We start from the raw sequence: 19,869 nt of genomic DNA, 5'->3' as shown, positions 1-19,869 counted from the left end.
TCCCCTCCATATTTGTAACCACCATAATACTTCAAATGATTTTGAATTGCAATGCAAATCAAGAAAACTTGGCACGAGTTGAATGCCATGCGCATGAAAACAGGCGGACGCACAGATCCCGTGCTTCCGCCCCAACCGCATGTTCAATTAATTCATGTTGATCCAAACGCTTTTCACTTCCGTATAATTGTTTAACGCGTACGAACCCATTTCGCGGCCGAATCCGGACTGCTTGAAACCGCCGAACGGCGACGCGGCATCAAACACATTGTAGGCATTCACCCAAACGGTTCCGGCGCGCAGACGATTCGCCACATAATGAGCGTTTCGCACGTTTTCCGTCCATAATCCCGCCGCCAAACCGTATTCGGTGTCGTTCGCCCGCCGGATCACTTCATCAAGATCTTCAAACGGCATCGCCGAAACGACCGGCCCGAAAATCTCTTCTTTCGCAATCGTCATTTGATCATCGACGTCGGCAAACACCGTCGGTTCGACAAAATACCCTTTTTCCGTATGTTTTCCTCCGGTGAGCAGTTCCGCTCCTTCTTCTTTCCCCTTGTTAATATAGTTGACAACGCGATCTTGCTGCTCCTTCGAAACGAGCGGCCCCATTTGCGTATCGTTACTCAAACCCGCCCCTTGCTTAATGCTTTTCGAATGCGAGACGAGATCGGCAACGACGTTGTCGAACGATTTCTTTTGGATAAACAACCGCGAACCGGCACTGCAAACCTCGCCTTGATTCATCATGATGCCCGTCATCGCTCCGGGAATCGCCCGTTCCATATCGGCGTCAGGCAAAATGATATTCGGCGATTTTCCGCCGAGTTCCAGAGTGACTCTCTTTAAATTCCCGGCAGCACGGCTCATGATCGACTTGCCGACTTCCGTCGATCCTGTGAAAGCGATTTTGTTCACGTCCGGATGGTTCGCGAGCGGCGCACCCGCTGTCTCCCCGAACCCGGGGATGACATTCACGACGCCTTCCGGGAAACCGGCTTCTTTGATTAACCCGGCTAAATACAAAGCCGAAAGAGGCGTTTGTTCCGCCGGTTTCAAAACGATCGTGCAACCGGTCGCGAGTGCTGCACCGAGCTTCCAGGCCGCCATCAACAGCGGAAAGTTCCATGGAATGATTTGCCCGACGACCCCGACCGGTTCATGCCGGGTATAATTGAAAAACTCACCTTGTACCGGAATCGTCTGTCCGACGATTTTCGTGCACCACCCCGCATAATAACGGAAATGCTCAATCGTCAGCGGTACGTCGGCCGCCCTCGTCTCGCGGATCGGTTTTCCGTTGTCGAGCGTGTCGAGCTGAGCCAATTCTTCCTTGTTCTCCTCGATCAAGTCCGCCAGCTTGTAAATGAGCCGGCTTCTTTCAGCCGCACTCATGGTTGCCCACGGCCCCTCGTCGAAGGCTCTTCGTGCCGCTCGCACCGCCGCGTCGACATCCGCCTCGCTCGCTTCACTCACAACGGCGAGTTGTTCGCCTGTGGCCGGATTGAGCGTTTCGAACGTTTTTCCCGTTACCGACTCCACCCACTGCCCGTTGATGGACAACTTTTTCGTGCCCCGCAAAAATTCGGCGACTTTCGGACGCAATTCCAACGTGTGTTCCAAGATGAATCCTCCTTAACCTTGGTTTTGAAGCGCTATGCTTCATTTTATGTCTTCGATGCATCTCGTCCCGCCGCCTGCCTTGGAAACGGAAAATCGTTCGTCGTTTTCTTTTATTTATCGACATATTTAGCGGTGAACGTCCTCCCCAACTGTTTGCGAAACACTTCCTTCACCATGAACGAAACTCCGTTTTGATCGTTGGAACGCGTCACCCAATCGGCGATATTTTTCACTTCCCGCGGCGCGTTTTTCATCGCTACGCCCAATCCGGCAGCAGCAATCATTTCTTTGTCATTCCACGAATCACCAACCGCTACGATTTCATGATCTTGGATTCCGAGTGCTTCGGCCAACATCGCCAATCCGTTCGCTTTTGAAACCCTTTCTGCGACGATTTCGCATTCTTTTCCGTTGCAGCTGACGGTCGTCTCCGGAAATTCCGAGCGCATGACAGCCATGGCGGCGTCTCTTTCCTTTTGATCGAAAAAGTGAACATCGACTTTCGTCGGTGCAATCGAATGATCCACCAAATAATCGCTTAACGAGTCGACGAACGTGACCGGGTAAAACAGCGGATCGGTCATGCCGATCGTCATTTTCGCGATCAGTTCGCTTTTTTGGCGAACCCGGTTCCCGACGGAAAATCGTTCGTGCGAGACCCGGACATGACAATCGAAATCTTCAAGAACGTCGACGATGTCATTGACAAGTTCCGCGCTCAGTCGCTTTTCATACAACGGTTGATCCATTTCCGAAGCGATGAACGCCCCGTTCTGCGTAATGAGTTTCGTGTCGAGTTTCAGCGCCTTCGCTACTTTTTTGGCCGAATGGAAATGCCGTTCCGTCACGAGCGTTACGTAAACATCTTTCCTTTTCACGAACGCAATCGCGTCTTTCGTACGCCGATCGAGGCGATCGTTGCTGTGGAGCAAAGTGCCGTCGATATCAAGGGCAAGCATTCTGTAAACCACAATCATCCCCCTCTTCCTGATGCAAAGTCTAAAGTTGCGAGACAAATGAAGGCTTCCATAAAAATGCTATGCGGCTGCACGGGCGTTTAGAATCAGAAACCCCGCGCCACAGCGCGGGGTTTCGCGTTTCTTTATTTTGCTTCTTCCGGATTTCCGTACACTTCCTCCAACGGTTTCGTGATGATGCGGTTCAAATCGTTGATGATCACGCTCATTTTTTGCTCGGCCGCCATCAATTTCGAAATGCCCTCATGTTGCTGCACTACCTGCATTTGCTGCTGCGCCGCCTTCGCCTCTTCTTCGCTGATTTGCTCGCCTTTCATTTGCTTTTCCTGCAGCGTCAATTGCAGGCTGCGAAAGTTGTCGAACATTTTCTTGCCCGTTTCGTCTTGTTCAAGCCGCTCGTAGCTTTGCTTCAGTTCCACATATTCATCGCTCTCGCGAATCGCGTTCTCCAGATCATACGCACTGTCGTACAAATTAGCCATCGGTGGGTCCTCCTTTGATTTTTCCGCTGCATTCCGTTCAACAGCCGACACCTTTTTGCGCCGGCCGCATTTCCGTCATGAGACTCAGTTCCCACTATACCATTGATCGATGCCGATTTCAGCAGAAGACGGCTCATCCACCGAACAGTTGCAGCAATAACGCTTGGACGATGCCGATCAAGCCGCCGAGCAACGCACCGAGATACGTGATCATTTTAAATTCCCGCCGAGAGATCGACAGGACGAGTTGTTCCAAACGCTCGACGGCGAACGTTTCGACTTGTTTTTTCACGACGTCTCCGAGATGAAGCCGTTGCAGCAACCCGGCGAGCCGCAGCGAGAGAAACGCCACGCCTTTGTCGACCAACAGCGGTACGCCTTGATCAAGAATCCGATCCCGAAATGGGGCGGCTGTTTCCGCGATCGGCTGATGCAACCAGCGTTTGACAGGAATGTTCGCATTCACTTGTTGCTCGACTTTACCGGCGATCGCCTCCAAAGGGAATATGTCCAACTGTTGTTCGCGCAGCTCCGACCATTGTTTTTCGATAAAAAGCAGGATAACATCACGAAACATCGGCTGGTTCAGCAATTTCACGAGTTCCGTACGCACCCGCTCCTCCATGCTTTCATTACCGAAAAACATTTGCAGCATGTTCGAGAACATGCCGCGTCCGGCGAAAAATTGCTGGATGAACGCCCGCACTTTCGTCCGTCCTTGCGGACTTTCAATGAATCGCGCCGCTTCCGAGGCGGCATAATCAGCCAAAAGCGGCAGCTTTTCTTCAATCTTCGCCTGCCATTTCCCTGGAAGAACTTCGGCAAGCGAACGACTCCGATTCGCCGCAATTTTATCCGCAATCACCGCTTTTAATTTCCGATCCCATGTATCACTTGTCCCGATCAACCCGAGTTCTCGTTCAAGCCACTGTTCAAGACTGATTGACTGCTCCATCCGGTCCGCGATTTCTTTCCTCGCCCACGCCAAAACTTCCGCCTGAAACTGTTCATCGCGAAGTTTTCTGCGTATGCTCTCCGGGGTCAGCAAATGGTCCATCACCGTTTTCCCAAGCTGTTCAGCCAACTCTTCCCGCCGTTTCGGAATTAACCCTGGCGTGAACGGAAGCCGCCACTTTCCGATAAATTTCGGATGATAAGGACGAAACAACATTTTAATGGCCAAAGAGTTGGTCACGCCTCCGATCAGCGCGCCGATACCCGTCAACAAAATGATTTCAATCCAGATGTTCATTGCCGTACCAACCTTCCGAACTCACAATTTCCGCTATTTCCCCATAGTATACGTTATCAACGAATGCCCGGTAAAGCCTTATACGTGCAATCGGGTTCCGCTTGAAAATGATTACGACAGCAGCAGGTGAAACGTCGTGCACATTCAAAACGTGATCGTCGAACCGGCGGCGGGTACCCGTCCCCCCGTTTCAATCAGCCGACACCTTTACGATCATTGGCATCTCGAAAAGGCGCAGCCGATCGGTCTGAAATGCGGACAAAAACAACTAACCGTCACCTGTGAACCTGTTTCTCACGGAAATCCGCCGGTTCTCGAGCTTCATTCGGAAGTGCTGCAAGCCTTCCATTTGCCGGCTGAACCACTGAGCTTGAAACTCGCGTACGATCCTGTGCAAAACTGTCTTTCCCTCGGGCCGATCATTGCCGTGTTGACTTATTTAAAGAACGATTCCATAGACGGACCTTTGGAAGCGTATTTTGATGAATTGGCCCGTTACAGTTCAAGTGAACACGTTTTGTTTTACGTGTTCAGCTTGAACGGTTGGCGCCGGGATTCCGCAATCGGCTATATAAAACGCCGCAACACATGGATTCGCCGCCAACTGCCCGCGCCCGATGTCGTTCACAACCGCATCGGCCAGCGCAACCTTGAAAAACTTCGAGCTACGGAACTTTTTGCTCAACGTTTGCGGGACAAAAACATTCATTATTTTAACACCCGCTATTTAGACAAATGGCAAGTTCAACAAATTTTATGGAAGCATCGCGAACTTCATCCGCATTTGCCGGAAACGGTCCTGTACAAAAACGGTGAAACTTTGCAAGACATGTTGTCGCGGCATCGCCGTCTGTTTATTAAACCCACGGAAGGAAGCCAAGGCAAGCAAATCTTGCGCGTAGAAAAAGGCGAGCAGTCGATTCGGCTGGACCATACAGCAGGTGATGATTTCGAACAAAAAGAATTCGACAACGCCGGTGATCTCGCGTTTCTGCTGCAGAAACGGCTGGAACGGCAAGCTTACATCGTTCAGCAAGGGGTGCCGTTGTTGAACACCCGGCAGAAACCGCTTGATTTTCGCATGCTTTGCAATAAAGGAAGAGACGGATCGTGGCGGCTGACTTCTGGTGTCGCTCGTGTTTCTTCCGAAGAACAGTTCGTTTCTAACTTGGCTCAAGGCGGGACAATCCGCTCCGTCCGGGACGTGCTGCAGGATACATTTTATGAACCGGAGGCGAAACACATTCATCGTTTGATGAAAGAACTTGCTCTCGAAATCGCCGGATTAATTTCGTTGCACACCGAAGATGGATATGGGGAACTGGGCATTGATCTGGCGCTGGACCTGGAAGGCAAACCGTGGTTGCTTGAAGTGAACACGAAACCGTCGAAAGACCTTGATCCGGCAAACGAAACGAACGCGATTCGCCCTTCGGCAAAAGCGATCATCGACTACGGCTGTTATTTGGCACGATTTACGAATTCATAAGAAACGCAGGTGAAGACAAATGAACGATTTCGGCATCGTTGTTCTCAATGAAAACCAAGAACTTTCGTACTACAATACGATCGGGAAAATTGCCGCATCCTATGAGTTTACAGTACGCAAGTTTATTCCGTCACACATTGATCCTTATACCGAACACATCTCCGGAAAAACGTTCGACGCCGATAGTGAGCGATGGCGCACGGACACATTTAAAGTTCCCGACGTTCTTTACGACCGCTGTTTTTATTCATCTAGGCATTCGTTCAAAACGAACGCGCCGATCGTCGATTGGCTGAAAAACAAAACGTTGTTTCTCGGATTCGGACTGCCAAACAAATGGAAGGTCCATAAAGCCTTGCAACAGGACGATTATTTGAAAAATTATTTGATCGACACCGTGCATGCAACGGAAGCCGACACGATCCTCGAACATTTGAATAAGCGCGGACGTATTCTTTTCAAACCCGAAAGCGGTTCGCAAGGAAAAGGCATTTTTGTTGCTGAGAGCGAAGGCGGCGGTATCACCGTTCGCTCCGATCGGCGAGGGAAAACCGTCCACAAAACCTTCCCCGCTCGTTCATTGTTCCGAAAATGGCTGTTTTCGCAATTAACACGGTCGGCGTTTCTCGTTCAACCGTTTTTGAAGTTTCAAAACCAGGACGGCCAACCTTTCGATGTTCGCATCGTCGTCCAAAAAAACGAACACGGGCTATGGCGGGAAGAAGGGCGCGGCGTCCGCACCGGAAAAAAAGGTTGTCTCGTTTCGAATTTGCACAGTTCCGGAAAACTTTCCTCATTCGGCGAATGGCTCGAAACCATGCCCGGGCATCAGCGGCCATTCGTGAAAGAAGAGATCGATTCGATCGTCGAATACTTGCCGCATCGGTTGGAATCGGTGTTCGGTCCTCTCTTCGAACTCGGAATCGATATTGGCGTCGGCAGTGACGGAGGTGTATGGATTCTGGAGGCGAATTCCAAACCCGGCCATCGCACGTTGCTGGAGGGCGGAAAAACGAGTTTAGAAACCCTCGCCGAAACCCCGCTCGCCTATGCGAGGCATTTGCTCAAGCAGAAGGAGTTGACGGAACATGACACCACTCGTGAAACTGCAAAAAGTCAATAACCGCTCAAACACCGTCTTCCTCCCGGATCGTTTGCGCGATGCCGTTCCCCGGACCCTTTCCTGGATCGGCTTTTCGACGCGAAACACGCCTTGCCGAATCCATTACGACTCAGGCAGCGAACTGGGCATTTCGGAAGACGTTTGGGAAGCGCTCCGTCTTCCCTTGGAAGAATACGTTCACGTCTATGTTCGCGGCGACACCTTGCAGCTCGGGCCGCTCATCGGCATTTTTACCGCTGGTTTTACGGATCACCCGCAGCGCCCGGTCGGGGAACGCACGCGGCTGTTCGCGAAAACCTTATCGGCCGCTTCCGAAGTCGGCGCCTTTTGTTACCTTTTCGGCAGCCATCAAATCGACTGGGGAACAGGAACGATCGAAGGGTATTTTTATCACCCAACCGGATGGGAAAAACGGAAGGTCCCGTTTCCCGACGTTGTTTATGACCGGCTGCCAAATCGGCGTACCGAACGGTTGCCCCTCATGCGCAGCGTGAAACATAAGCTGCAAAATGACTATTGGATTCCGTGGTTCAATCCTGGATTTTTTGACAAATGGGACATTCATGAAAAACTGCGCGGCGATGCTCGTGTCGTCCATTATTTGCCGGAAACACAGGCAGCTCCGGATGAAGCGACGATTGCCGCAATGTTGTCCGCTCATCGGCAAGTTTATGTGAAACCGGCGAAAGGCAGCCTTGGCCTCGGCATTCATCAGATCATTCGCTCGAAAGACGGTGAGCAATATTTTTGCCGCTTTCATGACGGCGGAGAAAACCGCTTGCGCCGGTTTCATTCGTTGAACAACCTGCTTGCCCACCAATTTCCGGGAAACCGGCTGAAGCATTTGCTTGCACAGCAAGGTATCGAGTTAATGCGAGATGAGGATCGCGTCGTCGACTTCCGCGTCCACACAAACAAAAACGATTACGGAGATTGGCAAGTAAGCGCCCTCGCGGCAAAAGTCGCAGGCAGCGGCAGCGTAACGACGCATTTGAAATACGGCGGCCGTGTGAAAACGATCGACGAAGTGCTTCGTCCTGTCGATAAAGCACGCGAAGCGGAAACCATCTTAAAGGAAGCGGCGTTAACGATCAGTCAGGCGATCGATGAAAACATTGAAGGATTCATCGGAGAAATTGGGTTCGACCTTGGCATCGATATCAACGGCAAGGTATGGCTATTCGAAGCGAACGCGAAACCTGGGAGACACATTTTCGCCCATCCGAAACTGAAAGAAGCCGAAGCGTTGTCCCGGCGGCTGCCTCTGGCATATGCGGTTCATTTAACGGAAACGCAGCTGCGCCAACCAGCGATGATTTACGCATGATGTTCATTTATTTTGAACCGTTGCAAAAAAAATGGAGTCACCGCCGCGCGGGGAAAACATTCGTCTGGGGCAAGAATCAACAGCCGTTAACCACTCGGCCTTTCCTGCCGGCGGTCGCCTTTCGAGTGCGGTCTGCGAAAAATCGGATCGGTCCGCTCGTCGGCATTTGGACATCTCCGGGTAAATCATCCTTCGCCGGCAATCGCGCCGCCTTCTATCGCCTTCATCAAGCGTTGCAAACCGTCGGCGGTATCGCGTTTGTTTTTACTCATGAAGGCTTTAATGCCGACAGCGTGACCGGCTGCGTTTACAATGCACGCGACGAATGCTGGTCTGAGACGGTTATGCCGCTGCCGGATGTCGTCTACAACCGTCTGCCGTTTCGCGAAGACGAAATCGGCCCGGCCTACGATCGCTTAGTCAATCGGTTCGCCAAGTGCGGCATTCCTTTTTTCAACCGACGTTTCCTTGATAAATGGACGATTCATGACACATTAACCCGTGACCCCGAACTGCAGAAACATTTGCCGGTCACCCTGCATGCCGATGTCATACTGCTGCAGTCGGCCCTCCTTCATTGGCCATCGGTAATGATCAAGCCCGTCGACGGTCACCAAGGCATCGGCATGTTTACGATCGAAAAGAGTGAACAAGGTGCATTTGTCGTGCAAACTCATGAACAAACCGAGCACTTTATGACATTTCAAGCGCTCGGCGAAAGGTTCGAACAGCTCACGAACGATCGAGCCTATGTCATTCAACCGCGCATCCCGCTGGATACGCATGAAAAACGGCCGTATGATTTTCGCGTCTTAATGCAAAAACTTAACGGCTCGTGGCAGTTGACCGGCATCGGCGCCCGCGTTGCCGGCGAAAAGGCGATCACGACCCACGTTCCGCGCGGCGGCTCGCGGCTCGCCATCGACAAGCTTTCTCCGCCGGTCAACCTCTCCGCCGTCGAATCAATCTGTTCCCGCGCGGCTGAACGACTGGCATCGGAAATTGACCCGTTGTACGAACTTTCCTTCGATGTCGGACGCGACTGGTCTGGTCACTTATGGCTGTTCGAAGCCAATGCAAAACCGATGGTATTTGACGAGAAAGAAATTGAAGCGAAGCGCATGCGAACATTGATCGCCATCATGGATCGCTTAAGCGGATTTCAATAAAAATGAACGGGCCGCACGGCCCGTTCTACAAACCTTACACATAATGGATCAAGAAATATTTCTTCTTTCCGCGGCGGATGATGACAAACTGGTCTTCGATCCGATCGTCTGCCCCGACAACACGCTGCAAATCCGTGTCGCGCTCGCCGTTGATGTAAATCGCTCCGTTCTTAATGTCCTCACGCGCTTGCCGCTTCGACGACGACACGCCCGCATCCACGAGCAAGTCAATCAAGCCGACGTCTTCTTTCGATGCCATCGCAAACGACGGCACATCTTTGAAGCCTTGCTTGATTTCCGCCGCCGTCAGCTCCGCGACGTCTCCGCCAAACAGCGCTTCGGAAATCCGAATCGCCTGCTTCAAGGCTTCTTCGCCGTGCACAAGCTTCGTGACCTCCTCGGCCAGCGTGCGCTGGGCCTCGCGCTTTTCCGGCGCAACTTTTACCTTTTCTTCAAGCGCCTCGATTTCTTCCCGGCTCAAGAACGTAAAGTACTTCAAAAACTTCACGACGTCCTCGTCACTCGAATTCAAGAAAAACTGGTAAAACTCGTACGGCGTCGTTTTTTCCGCGTCGAGCCAAATCGCTCCGCTTTCCGTTTTTCCGAATTTCGTCCCGTCACTTTTCGTGACGAGCGGTACTGTCAACGCAAATGCCGATTCTTCTTTCCCCTCGCGGCGAATCAATTCAAGCCCTGCGGTGATGTTGCCCCACTGGTCGCTGCCGCCGACTTGCAGACGGCAATCTTCTTTATCGTACAAATTCAAGAAATCGTACGCTTGCATGAGCATGTAGGAAAACTCAGTGAACGATAAGCCCGTTTCCACGCGCGATCTCATCGATTCTTTCGCCATCATGTAATTGACGGTCAAATGCTTGCCGACATCACGCAAAAACGGAATGAGCTGCAAACCGCCAAGCCAATCATAGTTGTTGACCACTTTCGCCGGATTATCTCCTTCAAATTTAACGATGCCCGACAGTTGGTTTTTCAGCTTATCGCTCCACTCCTCGACGACTTCTTGGCTGTTCAACTGACGCTCCTGTGCTTTGAAGCTCGGATCCCCGATCAATCCCGTGCCGCCGCCGACTAGCGGAATGACGCGATGGCCCGCCTCTTGAAAACGGCGCAGCGTCAAAATCGGCACGAGACTCCCGACGTGCAAGCTGTCTGCCGTAGGATCAAAACCGCAATATAACGTGATCGGTCCTTGCTCTGTTTGTTCCTTCAACCCTTCCAAATCCGAAACCTGATTAATTAATCCGCGAAATTCAAGATCATCCAAAATGTTCATCATTCATCATCCTTTCGTAAGTCAAATAAAAAACGCCCCTTACAAATGTAAGGGACGTGGTTATTCCGCGCGGTACCACCCTTGTTGAAGACATTCGTCTTCCGCTCAAACAGCGTAACGGTCTGCACCGTCCTTTGCTACTCGCCGTTCACAAAGGAAGCTCACGGAGGTAATTCACGTCATTTGTGCGCCGGTTCACAGCAACCACCAGCTTTCTGAAGCAGGGAAATGACCGCTACTCGATTCCGCTCATCGCTTTTTTCGTTAAATAATCTATGTAAGATTAGACCACACGGCCCCTCCGTTTGTCAACCTTTTTCAAACGCCTGAAGCGACCAGCAGCCAAAACATAACGCCACCCGCGAAAAATAAACCAGCGGCGAGAAATACGTTCACGACGGAGAGTACGACCGATCTTTTAAACCCGAGCAACACGCAAGAAATAAGAAAACCGGCCATCAACAGCCCGGCGGCAACGTGCGGTGTCCAACGACTGAACGCCCCGAGCAAGTTCCCTCCTTGCCAAACAACGAGAACGGCTGACACGGAAAGCATCAGCGGCACAACACCTATCATTTTGATGAGCACGGGAACACCTCCATGGAATGGGTTTTTTTATTATATGTCAAAATTTTCAAAAATTCAACGCGCAACAAACGCGATTTCAACTTGTGAAGCGGTTCTTTAATCCGATACAATAAGAAAAGAGGTGATGAGATGACGCGCAAATTGGCGATCGCGGTCGTTCACGGCATCGGAAGTCAGAAAGAAAATTTTGCTGATGCCATGATTGGTGCGATTCGAAACCGGTTTTCGGATTTGGTAAAAAATCAATGCAGCGACCCGGCGACGCAACTCGTTTTCAAGCCCGTATATTGGGCCGGCGTTTTCGAAAAGGAAGAACGTGAATTATGGCGAAGGCTTGAACAAAGCGGCGATATGAATTACAAACGGCTGCGGCTTTTCGTCGTCAACTATTTAGCCGATGCAATCGCTTATCAACCGACGGCAGAGCGCCGCCACAATTATGACAACGTTCACCAAGTCGTCGCCGAATCGTTGCAAGAGTTGTCCGAAGAAGCCGGAGGCGACGCGCCGTTGTGCATCATCGCTCACAGCCTCGGATCGGTGATTGTGAGCAATTATTTTTATGATTTACAATACGAACCGGAGAAGATTCGGCCAATGGTGCGCGCGTCCCAGCGAAAATCCGCGCTTGCCAGAGGCGAGACACTTGCGCAGTTGTACACCCTTGGCAGTTCGCTTCCTTTATGGTGTTTACGATTTCAAGATTTCGGCAACGCCATCTACGTCCCCGCTCCGAAATTTGCCCTTCATTGTCCAGACATCGAGACAGGGTGGTGGAATTATTACGATAAAGACGACATCCTCGGTTATCCTTTAAAAGCGTTGAACGAACATTATGAGCGAGCCGTCACCGAAGACGTACAGGTCAACGCCGGAGGCTGGTTGACGAGCTGGAACCCTTTCTCACACTTGGAATATGCGAACGACCAGAGCATTTTGCATCCGATTGCCGAACGGCTCGCAAGCACATGGAGACAGTTGAACGAATGAGAAAGGAGAACGGGATGATTCAGCATTTTACTTTTAAACCGGTACGAACGGACGGCAGCTTTCGCCGCAGTTACCGCATCTCTTTTTATCACGAAGGCACTTGTTTCCGCGCCGTTTATCGATACAACGGACAAATCGACTGGAAAGACCCTAAGCCTGAGGTAAGCAAGCGAAAGACCTTGGAATCGCACATACACGAACTGATGCTTTTTCACGTTTACGATAAATAAGGCCGCACTTCTTGCTATCATAAAAAAATTGGCCGGCACGATTTCAGTGCCCATGGCTTAGCCGAAAGGATTTCACGATGATCGAACAATTGCTTGAGCTTTATAAAAATGAAATCATTGCCGATGCGGCGGAAACGGAAAATCCGGAAGACTATGCCTGGTTTCAGTCGGAAGACGGGTCGTTCGGCATTGAAAAGTCGGTCCTCACGGAACGAGAAAAATCACTGCTCACCCTTTTTTTCACGCCTTTTGAAACGGGAAGGCATTTGCCTCCGAAATCGGCGTACTGGCATTCTGTATTGTATTCGGCGTCGAGTGGAGATTCGCCGGAGCGACCCCCGGAATCACCGTTTCGGTTCATCCATTTTTACGTGAAAGATTCGTCGATCGACCATTCGGCGTTCGAAGAGGCGGTCGACGGATTAATTCCGGGTCATCCCGTCATATTGTGGGAAACCGGGCAGCAAGGCGTCATCGTTGAACTGTTCGATGCGATGCATGAAGAATCCGTTCATTTTGAAGACCTCGTCGATACAATCGCGGGCGACTTTTACACGGCGATGGATTTGTATGTCGGATTTCGGCTAGACGGAACATCAACGGTTCGCGAAACGTTCGCGACCGAAAAAGCGGGGTTCAAAACATGCCGTCGTTATTTTCCAGAACGAAGCGTTTATTTTCATGCAGAGCAACTCCCTTTTTTAGTGCTCGCCGAAATGAGAAAGCATGAGCGAAAAAAACTCGTCGGGAGCTTGCTTGGCGAATTGAGCAGCGACAAAGAATTGATGAACAGTGTATTCGAATATTTAAAAAGCGGACTCAATGTTTCGACGGCTTCAAAGAAACTGTACATTCATCGGAACAGTTTGCAATACCGCCTTGACAAGTTCATTGAAAAGACCGGGCTCGACATTCGCTCTTTTCCTGAAGCGGTTACCGTTTATCTCGCTTTGTTGGAAGAGCATTTGTGAACGTTGCACAAAACCATTCGGCCAAATTTGTGCATACCTTCCGTTTACGTGAGCGCTTTCATCTTTTACACTGGAACACAAGTTACGAAACTGGGAGGATAAACAATGGCACAAATTCACATGAACAACATAACGAAAAGCTATGACGGAAAAACGACCGCGGTTGATGATTTCAACCTCGAAATCTCCGATAAAGAATTCATCGTGTTCGTCGGACCGTCAGGGTGCGGGAAATCGACGACTTTGCGAATGATTGCCGGACTCGAGGATATCACGAGCGGCGAGCTTTACATAGGGGAACGCATGGTCAACGACGTGGCCCCGAAAGATCGGGACATCGCAATGGTATTCCAAAACTATGCACTATATCCGCACATGAATGTTTACGACAACATGGCGTTCGGATTGAAATTGCGCAAGTTTAAAAAAGACGAAATCCAAAAGCGCGTCAACAACGCTGCGAAAATTCTCGGACTTGAGCAGTTTCTCGACCGCAAGCCAAAGGCATTGTCCGGCGGTCAACGCCAGCGTGTCGCACTCGGACGGGCGATCGTCCGCGATCCGCAAGTGTTCTTGATGGACGAACCGTTGTCCAATCTTGACGCAAAGCTGCGTGTGCAAATGCGTGCGGAAATTTCGAAACTTCATCAACGGCTGCAAACAACGACGATTTACGTCACGCACGACCAAACGGAAGCAATGACAATGGCAACGAGAATTGTCGTAATGAAAGACGGATTCATTCAACAAGTCGGAACGCCTAAAGAAGTGTATGATACGCCGGAAAACGTATTCGTCGGCGGATTTATCGGCTCTCCGGCCATGAACTTCCTGAGCGGCCGTTTGGAAGGCAACACGTTTATCCTCGGCAACACGAAATTGGAAGTTCCAGAAGGAAAATTGAAAGTATTGAAAGATCAAGGATATGACAACAAAGAACTCATACTCGGCGTTCGTCCCGAAGATATTCACGACGAACCGGTCTTCATTGAAACGTCGCAGGGTACGAAGATTAACGCTCACATTGAAGTCGCCGAATTAATGGGCGCAGAAACTTACTTATATTCGAAACTTGAAGATCAAGATTTCATCGCTCGCGTCGATTCAAGGACAGACGTGCAAAGCGGCCAGAATCTCGACCTTGCCTTGGATCTGAACAAAGGACATTTCTTTGATCCGGAAACGGAAAATCGCATCCGTTAAGTTAACCAGCAGGAATCTTTCCCCCGAAAGATTTTCATACGCCCCCGGCATTGTGCCGGGGGTTTTTACACAGTAAAAAAAGCCCTCTCCTTGCGGAAAGGGCTTGTATAGCCATGATATGAAATTAACGAGCGCCACCGAGTTGTTGTTGAGCGAGCGTCACGAGACGTTTCGTGATTTCTCCCCCAACAGAACCGTTAGCACGGGAAGTTTGGTCAGCGCCGAGTTGCACGCCGAATTCTTGAGCAATTTCAGTCTTCATCTGTTCGATTGCTTGAGAAGCACCTTCAACAAGCAATTGATTGCTGTTTCCGCCTTGAGCCATGATTTTCACCTCCTCGTTATACGCATAGTGTGCAACTTTTGATTAAGGTTATGTACAATTCCGTTTGCCAAATGATAGTAAAACTCCGGCTGTGCCGGAGTTTTAACGTAGGAAATCCGATTTGCGCTGGGCATTGGTTTTTACAAATAACTTCTCGTCATGTGCACGCCGTCAAATTGAAAGAGCACCGGTTTATCTTCGACGACCGTTTCCATATGAACGGGTCTTCCCCACAGCTGATGCAAGTACGGCAATACTTTTTGCAAATATTTCAAATCCAGCTCGATCCCTTCGTACGAATGGTTTAAATACAGTTCCCCTTTCTTGCGGTAGTCCCCGTCGACGACTGTAATATAGGGAAATCCTCCATTGATGCGCATCGAAACAAGCTGATCGCGCACTTGCTCCCACTGTTTGTCGACAATCGTATAGTCGCGCCCTTTTTTCTGAAACAAAAACATATCTTCCCGTTCAACGAGCGATTTCGTCAAATAGTTACGAATGAAGGACGGATCGGATTCCAATTCCCGTACTTCAAAAATTTTTTCCCGGCCGCTTTTTTCGACGACGCCTTGGTTTTGCATGTCGCGATCAGGATGGTCATAACGATGTTCAATGTCTTCAAATATTTTCAAACCGAGATAATACGGGTTCAAGCGATGCCGCGAAGGTTGAATAACGTTGGCATTCAAAGAGGCAAACTCGACCGCTTCGCTGCTTGTTAAATCCATCTCGCGCAAAATGCGGGCATGCCAGTAACTTGCCCAGCCTTCATTCATGATTTTCGTTTGCATTTGCGGCCAGAAGTACAGCATTTCTTCGCGCATCATCGTTAAGACGTCCCGTTGCCACGGTTCCAACTCGCGGCTGAATTCCTCGATAAACAGCAACAAATCCTTTTCCGGCCGAGGCGGAAACCGTTTCTTCTTTTCCGCATTCGGTTTTTCCTCAGCGCCCTCATCGCCTAACAAATCGTCATAAGGACCTTGTTTTTTTATCTTTTGCGGCTCGTCGGATTCCCAACGCAGCTTGCCTCTAACGAGCGAGGGATCGATGTGTTCTTGTACGGCAAGAACCGCGTCGAGAAATTTCTCCACTTCGTCTTTTCCGTGAACGCTTTCGTAATGGGCAATCCGTTCGGACGCAGCGGCCATGCTCTCAACCATATCACGTCTTGTATTGGAAAAATGCACATTGTTTTTGAAAAAATCGCAATGTGCGAGCACGTGGGCGATGATCATTTTATTTTGAATAAGCGAATTCGTATCGAGCAAGAACGCATAACATGGGTCGGAATTAATGACAAGTTCGTAAATCTTGCTCATGCCCAAATCATACTGCAGTTTCATGCGGTGGAACTGTTTGCCGAAACTCCAATGAGAGTATCTCGTCGGCATGCCGTAAGCGCCGAATGTATATAAAATGTCCGCCGGAACGATTTCAAAACGCATCGGGTAATAATCGAGGCCAAAATGATCGGCGATTTCGCTGATTTCATCGATCGCGTAAGAAAGTTCATCATGCTGGCGCGTCATCAGCCTTCCTCCTTTGCATTGTTCATATCAATGTATGAAAAGAAGGAATGAAGAATGAATCGCCGGCAAACGGTTTGGGCAAACTATGTGCGAGGTGATGGCATGCAAAACGACCTCGACCTCCGGCGTCTCGCAGAGTCCTTAAAACAATGGGACGATCAACAAGTCCTGATTACAAAGCGAGAAAACGGAGATGTTGACCGTACAATTATGGAGCTTGAAGACGTTTGCGTTACCCATGCCGGACAGTCGATCGACCCGTATTTTTCACAAACGTATTTGCAACTCGAAGGAGACGGCCGCGCGGTCATGAACGATACGGAAATTCCGATGCCTTCGGCCTCATACGAAATTCCGGTCGACCATCTGCATGACGCCGATTTTGACGGTACGAAACTTTCACTGACGACCGACCGAGGCACTTATACAATTGATCCTTTGTAAACACCTCGAATAAAAAGCCGCCGTTCGGCGGCTTTCCTCAATCGTTCTGTAATTGGCTGACACGGCTCATCACTTCTTCAATGACCGCTTCGAGCCGTGTTTCGCTCGCCTCTTTCGCAGCTTCACGAACGCCAAAGTAAAATTTGATTTTCGGCTCCGTCCCGGAGGGACGCAAGCAAAACCAGTGTCCGCCGCTTAAGCGGTATTTCAACACGTCCGCTTTCGGAAGCGCAAGCGATTCTCGCACCCCATCTCGCAATCCGATGTGTACTCCTTGCAAATAATCTTCGACGTCCGTTACCTCGAGACCGGCGATTGCCCGCGGCGGTTCCTTTCGAAACGATTCCATGATCCGCGCGATTTGCCGGCTGCCTTCGATTCCTTTCAACGTTAACGATCGAAGCGCTTCGGCATACCAACCATATTTGTCGTACAAAGATTCAAGGGCGTCGTACAACGTCATCCCCTTAGTTTTATAGTAGGCAGCAGCCTCGGCGGCCAACAAACACGCTTGAACGGCATCTTTGTCCCGAACGAAGTCGCCGATCAAATACCCGTAGCTTTCCTCATAACCGAATAAAAAAGTATGGTCGTTCGACTCGTGGAATTGTTTAATTTTCTCGCCGATAAATTTGAACCCGGTGAGCGTATCGATCGTCGTCACTCCGAAATCGTCGGCAATGACTCGGCCGAATTCGGAAGTGACGATTGTCTTCAATACGGCGCCGTTCTTCGGCAAAGCATTCTTGCTTTGTTTTTGCGAAAGCAAATAATGAAGAAGCAGCGCCCCCGTCTGATTCCCGGAAAGCACAACATACTCGCCGTCATTGTTTTTCACGGCAATCCCGACCCGGTCCGCATCAGGATCGGTCGCCATCAACAAATCGGCGTCGATTCGTTTTCCGTAGGAAATGGCCAGTTCAAACGCCGCTTTTTCTTCCGGGTTCGGTGATTGAACCGTTGAAAATTCAGGATCCGGGGCTTCTTGCTCGGCGACAATGGTAAGATTTCCGAAACCAAGCGCCTTCAAACCGTTACGGACGGGAAGGTTTCCCGTTCCATGCAGCGGCGTGTAAACGATTCGCAAATCCTTCCCCGTAGATGCGATCGCAGCAGAATTGACGGATATCGTTTGAAGCTTTTCAATATACGCCTTGTCGACCTGTTCTCCAATTACGGTAAGCAAACCGGCTCTCTTCAGCCGCGCTTCATTTCCGACCTTGACGGCCAGCTCGTCGCCAATCTCGTTCACTTTTTCAATGACGCGATCTGCTGTCGCCGGAGGCAATTGGCCGCCGTCTTCACCGTAAACTTTGAATCCATTGTATTGCGGCGGATTATGGCTCGCGGTAATAACGATGCCGGAAAACGCCCCGAGATACCTGACCGCAAACGAAAGTTCCGGCGTCGGACGTAATTGCTCGAATACATAAGCGCGAATGCCGTGATTCCCGAGCGTCAGCGCCGCCTCTTTGGCAAATTCCGGCGAGCGGTGACGAGAGTCGAAAGCGATGACCACGCCGCGCAGCTTCGCTTCTTCTCCATGTTCCTCGATAAATCTTGCCAGACCTTCGGAAGCTTTGCGGATCGTGTAACGATTCATACGGTTTGTGCCGGGACCGATTTCCCCTCGCATGCCCCCGGTGCCGAAAGACAAATTTTTATAAAAACTGTCTTCCAGTATGCCGTCGTCGTTGATCCTTTCAAGTTCTGCCTTCGTACGCTCATCCAAATTCGGATTGTTGAGCCAACGCTCGTATTCTGCTTTCCAGTCCATCGAGACCCCCCAAATAACTGCATTTGATGTGATTATACCATGATTTTGGGAATTTTCATGTCTTGTCATAGTACACGTGACGCACATCAAGCGTTTCTCCCAATGTCATCAGCCCGAATGAAAATCGCGGCTGCCATCTTTTATCCGTCGGTGAACCGGGATTGAACATTCTCACCCCATCGATCTCCTCATCAAGCGGAATATGAGAGTGACCGAAAATGATTAAATCGGGGTCATCTTCTTCAAACATGCTTCTGGCGTGTTCCGGCGTCGTTCTCCCTTTGCCAAGATGCCCGTGTGTGACACCAATGGTGTAACCGTTAAGCGTCAGCAATTTTTTATGACCGAACCGTTCAATGATTTCCATGTCGTCTACGTTGCCTGCGACACCTTCCACAGGTGCAATTTCGCTTAACTGTTCATAAACCTCAAGCGTCTGCCAATCTCCTGCATGAATAATCAGTTCTACATCTTCCAATCCTTTCAATAATGGATCAGGAAAAATGTTTCTGCGGGTTGTCATATGGGTATCGGAAACGATGCCGACTTTCATTCCATCACTCCTTCAAAGGGAAAGTAGCTTCCTCAATTCTTTGTTCTAAAGTTTGCTTATGTTTTTCTATTTCTTCTTCACGCCAATTTAACCGTTCCGCCATATATGCTATTACCGGCTCTTTCCATTGCTGCAGCCAATGAATATTAAAGTAAAGTGCACCTGTTCGACGAATAAAGAAGTCTGCCGGCGTTGCGGCCATCTCGCTTTCAATCGCATAAACGATCATCGCAAATACACATTTTGAAAGTCCGTGATGTTCGGCTTCTTCTCCCATTCTTCGTAAAATCCCATACAAGCAGTCCACGTTGGATCCATAACGTTTGGCTAAAAGTTCAGCCTCATCCGCAGTGAGCCCAAGCGACGTGCCTTCGCGGATCTTCCCGCCGACAAAATGAGCAAAACCGCTCGATCCGCCTACACTTCCGCCGGAAAGCCGTTTTGTCTCCGTTCGTGATTTCGGATAAGTTCCCGGCAACTCTTCGGCCGCAAGATCAACAACTTTTTCCGCCAT

Annotated in this window: 20 protein-coding genes and 1 other annotated feature; of the genes, 9 read left to right on the top strand and 11 right to left on the bottom strand. The window is 50.1% G+C overall.

Annotated features, from left to right (window positions below; all coding sequences use genetic code 11):
• Window positions 1–147 precede the first annotated feature (147 nt).
• The 4 genes from VFK44_03140 to VFK44_03125 all read right to left on the bottom strand — a co-directional run bounded on the left by VFK44_03140 (window position 148) and on the right by VFK44_03125 (window position 4,337).
• Entirely contained in the window at window positions 148–1,629 is a 1,482-nt protein-coding gene (locus tag VFK44_03140) for an aldehyde dehydrogenase family protein (GenBank protein HET7627362.1), read from the bottom strand.
• A 107-nt stretch (window positions 1,630–1,736) separates the two neighbouring features.
• Window positions 1,737–2,597 carry a Cof-type HAD-IIB family hydrolase gene (locus VFK44_03135; GenBank protein ID HET7627361.1) on the bottom strand — a complete coding sequence of 287 codons (861 nt, stop codon included), beginning with the start codon at window positions 2,595–2,597 and terminating at the stop codon, window positions 1,737–1,739.
• Between the two features lie 131 nt (window positions 2,598–2,728).
• A complete protein-coding gene (locus tag VFK44_03130; GenBank protein HET7627360.1) occupies window positions 2,729–3,085 on the bottom strand; it encodes a YlbF family regulator in 357 nt (118 codons plus the stop codon).
• A 133-nt stretch (window positions 3,086–3,218) separates the two neighbouring features.
• Window positions 3,219–4,337 carry a DUF445 family protein gene (locus VFK44_03125; GenBank protein HET7627359.1) on the bottom strand — a complete coding sequence of 373 codons (1,119 nt, stop codon included), beginning with the start codon at window positions 4,335–4,337 and terminating at the stop codon, window positions 3,219–3,221.
• Window positions 4,338–4,473: 136 nt separating this feature from the next.
• Between VFK44_03125 and VFK44_03120 the strand changes: the two genes are divergently transcribed.
• Genes VFK44_03120 through VFK44_03105 form a run of 4 tightly spaced genes read left to right on the top strand, consistent with a single transcriptional unit; the run spans window position 4,474 to window position 9,445 of the window.
• A complete protein-coding gene (locus VFK44_03120; protein ID HET7627358.1) occupies window positions 4,474–5,826 on the top strand; it encodes a YheC/YheD family protein in 1,353 nt (450 codons plus the stop codon).
• Between the two features lie 19 nt (window positions 5,827–5,845).
• Complete coding sequence (locus tag VFK44_03115; protein ID HET7627357.1) at window positions 5,846–6,949, top strand: YheC/YheD family protein; 1,104 nt, start codon at window positions 5,846–5,848, stop codon at window positions 6,947–6,949.
• Complete coding sequence (locus tag VFK44_03110; protein HET7627356.1) at window positions 6,915–8,276, top strand: YheC/YheD family protein; 1,362 nt, start codon at window positions 6,915–6,917, stop codon at window positions 8,274–8,276. Before VFK44_03115 ends, VFK44_03110 begins: the two co-directional genes overlap by 35 nt.
• A complete protein-coding gene (locus VFK44_03105) occupies window positions 8,273–9,445 on the top strand; it encodes a YheC/YheD family protein (protein HET7627355.1) in 1,173 nt (390 codons plus the stop codon). The genes VFK44_03110 and VFK44_03105 overlap by 4 nt, the downstream gene beginning before the upstream one ends.
• A gap of 34 nt (window positions 9,446–9,479) precedes the next feature.
• Here the strand turns inward: VFK44_03105 and tyrS are convergent, their stop codons facing one another.
• Both tyrS and VFK44_03095 read right to left on the bottom strand, forming a co-directional pair.
• Window positions 9,480–10,739 (bottom strand): tyrosine--tRNA ligase, encoded by a 1,260-nt coding sequence (gene tyrS, locus VFK44_03100; GenBank protein ID HET7627354.1) that lies wholly within the window; start codon window positions 10,737–10,739, stop codon window positions 9,480–9,482.
• Window positions 10,740–10,786: 47 nt separating this feature from the next.
• Window positions 10,787–11,001 (bottom strand) — a binding site (T-box leader).
• 56 nt (window positions 11,002–11,057) lie between these two features.
• A complete protein-coding gene (locus tag VFK44_03095) occupies window positions 11,058–11,327 on the bottom strand; it encodes a hypothetical protein (GenBank protein HET7627353.1) in 270 nt (89 codons plus the stop codon).
• A gap of 129 nt (window positions 11,328–11,456) precedes the next feature.
• Between VFK44_03095 and VFK44_03090 the strand changes: the two genes are divergently transcribed.
• From VFK44_03090 to ugpC, 4 genes are all read left to right on the top strand, one after another.
• Entirely contained in the window at window positions 11,457–12,317 is an 861-nt protein-coding gene (locus VFK44_03090) for a chemotaxis protein (GenBank protein HET7627352.1), read from the top strand.
• A complete protein-coding gene (locus tag VFK44_03085) occupies window positions 12,314–12,547 on the top strand; it encodes a DUF5342 family protein (GenBank protein HET7627351.1) in 234 nt (77 codons plus the stop codon). The genes VFK44_03090 and VFK44_03085 overlap by 4 nt, the downstream gene beginning before the upstream one ends.
• Window positions 12,548–12,624: 77 nt before the next feature.
• A complete protein-coding gene (locus VFK44_03080; protein ID HET7627350.1) occupies window positions 12,625–13,518 on the top strand; it encodes a helix-turn-helix domain-containing protein in 894 nt (297 codons plus the stop codon).
• A gap of 105 nt (window positions 13,519–13,623) precedes the next feature.
• Window positions 13,624–14,721: a sn-glycerol-3-phosphate ABC transporter ATP-binding protein UgpC gene (gene ugpC / locus VFK44_03075; protein ID HET7627349.1), complete on the top strand. Its 1,098-nt coding sequence runs from the start codon at window positions 13,624–13,626 to the stop codon at window positions 14,719–14,721.
• 124 nt (window positions 14,722–14,845) lie between these two features.
• On the opposite strand, the gene VFK44_03070 is transcribed toward ugpC, so the two are convergent.
• Window positions 14,846–15,046 carry an alpha/beta-type small acid-soluble spore protein gene (locus VFK44_03070; protein ID HET7627348.1) on the bottom strand — a complete coding sequence of 67 codons (201 nt, stop codon included), beginning with the start codon at window positions 15,044–15,046 and terminating at the stop codon, window positions 14,846–14,848.
• Between the two features lie 140 nt (window positions 15,047–15,186).
• Window positions 15,187–16,581 carry a SpoVR family protein gene (locus tag VFK44_03065; protein HET7627347.1) on the bottom strand — a complete coding sequence of 465 codons (1,395 nt, stop codon included), beginning with the start codon at window positions 16,579–16,581 and terminating at the stop codon, window positions 15,187–15,189.
• A gap of 54 nt (window positions 16,582–16,635) precedes the next feature.
• On the opposite strand from VFK44_03065, the gene VFK44_03060 reads away from it, so the two are divergent.
• Window positions 16,636–17,025 (top strand): hypothetical protein, encoded by a 390-nt coding sequence (locus VFK44_03060; GenBank protein ID HET7627346.1) that lies wholly within the window; start codon window positions 16,636–16,638, stop codon window positions 17,023–17,025.
• Window positions 17,026–17,062: 37 nt separating this feature from the next.
• Here the strand turns inward: VFK44_03060 and VFK44_03055 are convergent, their stop codons facing one another.
• The 3 genes from VFK44_03055 to VFK44_03045 all read right to left on the bottom strand — a co-directional run.
• Complete coding sequence (locus VFK44_03055) at window positions 17,063–18,802, bottom strand: phospho-sugar mutase (protein ID HET7627345.1); 1,740 nt, start codon at window positions 18,800–18,802, stop codon at window positions 17,063–17,065.
• A 55-nt stretch (window positions 18,803–18,857) separates the two neighbouring features.
• On the bottom strand, window positions 18,858–19,355 hold the full coding sequence (locus VFK44_03050; GenBank protein HET7627344.1) for a metallophosphoesterase: 498 nt from the start codon (window positions 19,353–19,355) through the stop codon (window positions 18,858–18,860).
• 4 nt (window positions 19,356–19,359) lie between these two features.
• The coding region (locus VFK44_03045) for a glycerol-3-phosphate dehydrogenase C-terminal domain-containing protein (protein ID HET7627343.1) at window positions 19,360–19,869 on the bottom strand (510 nt) is incomplete at its 5' end.

The organism is Bacillales bacterium, from assembly GCA_035700025.1.
In the GTDB taxonomy this organism is placed as follows: Bacteria; Bacillota; Bacilli; order Bacillales; family DASSOY01; genus DASSOY01.
This window is presented reverse-complemented; position numbering and strand designations above follow the sequence as displayed.

Coding starts and splice junctions, on each gene's coding strand:
- VFK44_03115 (HET7627357.1), top strand. CDS start 5,846: ATGAACGATTTCGGCATCGTTGTTCTCAATGAAAACCAAGAACTTTCG.
- tyrS (HET7627354.1), bottom strand. CDS start 10,739: ATGAACATTTTGGATGATCTTGAATTTCGCGGATTAATTAATCAGGTT.
- VFK44_03090 (HET7627352.1), top strand. CDS start 11,457: ATGACGCGCAAATTGGCGATCGCGGTCGTTCACGGCATCGGAAGTCAG.
- VFK44_03125 (HET7627359.1), bottom strand. CDS start 4,337: ATGAACATCTGGATTGAAATCATTTTGTTGACGGGTATCGGCGCGCTG.
- VFK44_03080 (HET7627350.1), top strand. CDS start 12,625: ATGATCGAACAATTGCTTGAGCTTTATAAAAATGAAATCATTGCCGAT.
- VFK44_03070 (HET7627348.1), bottom strand. CDS start 15,046: ATGGCTCAAGGCGGAAACAGCAATCAATTGCTTGTTGAAGGTGCTTCT.
- VFK44_03105 (HET7627355.1), top strand. CDS start 8,273: ATGATGTTCATTTATTTTGAACCGTTGCAAAAAAAATGGAGTCACCGC.
- VFK44_03055 (HET7627345.1), bottom strand. CDS start 18,802: ATGGACTGGAAAGCAGAATACGAGCGTTGGCTCAACAATCCGAATTTG.
- VFK44_03060 (HET7627346.1), top strand. CDS start 16,636: ATGAATCGCCGGCAAACGGTTTGGGCAAACTATGTGCGAGGTGATGGC.
- ugpC (HET7627349.1), top strand. CDS start 13,624: ATGGCACAAATTCACATGAACAACATAACGAAAAGCTATGACGGAAAA.
- VFK44_03050 (HET7627344.1), bottom strand. CDS start 19,355: ATGAAAGTCGGCATCGTTTCCGATACCCATATGACAACCCGCAGAAAC.
- VFK44_03130 (HET7627360.1), bottom strand. CDS start 3,085: ATGGCTAATTTGTACGACAGTGCGTATGATCTGGAGAACGCGATTCGC.
- VFK44_03085 (HET7627351.1), top strand. CDS start 12,314: ATGAGAAAGGAGAACGGGATGATTCAGCATTTTACTTTTAAACCGGTA.
- VFK44_03110 (HET7627356.1), top strand. CDS start 6,915: ATGACACCACTCGTGAAACTGCAAAAAGTCAATAACCGCTCAAACACC.
- VFK44_03065 (HET7627347.1), bottom strand. CDS start 16,581: ATGACGCGCCAGCATGATGAACTTTCTTACGCGATCGATGAAATCAGC.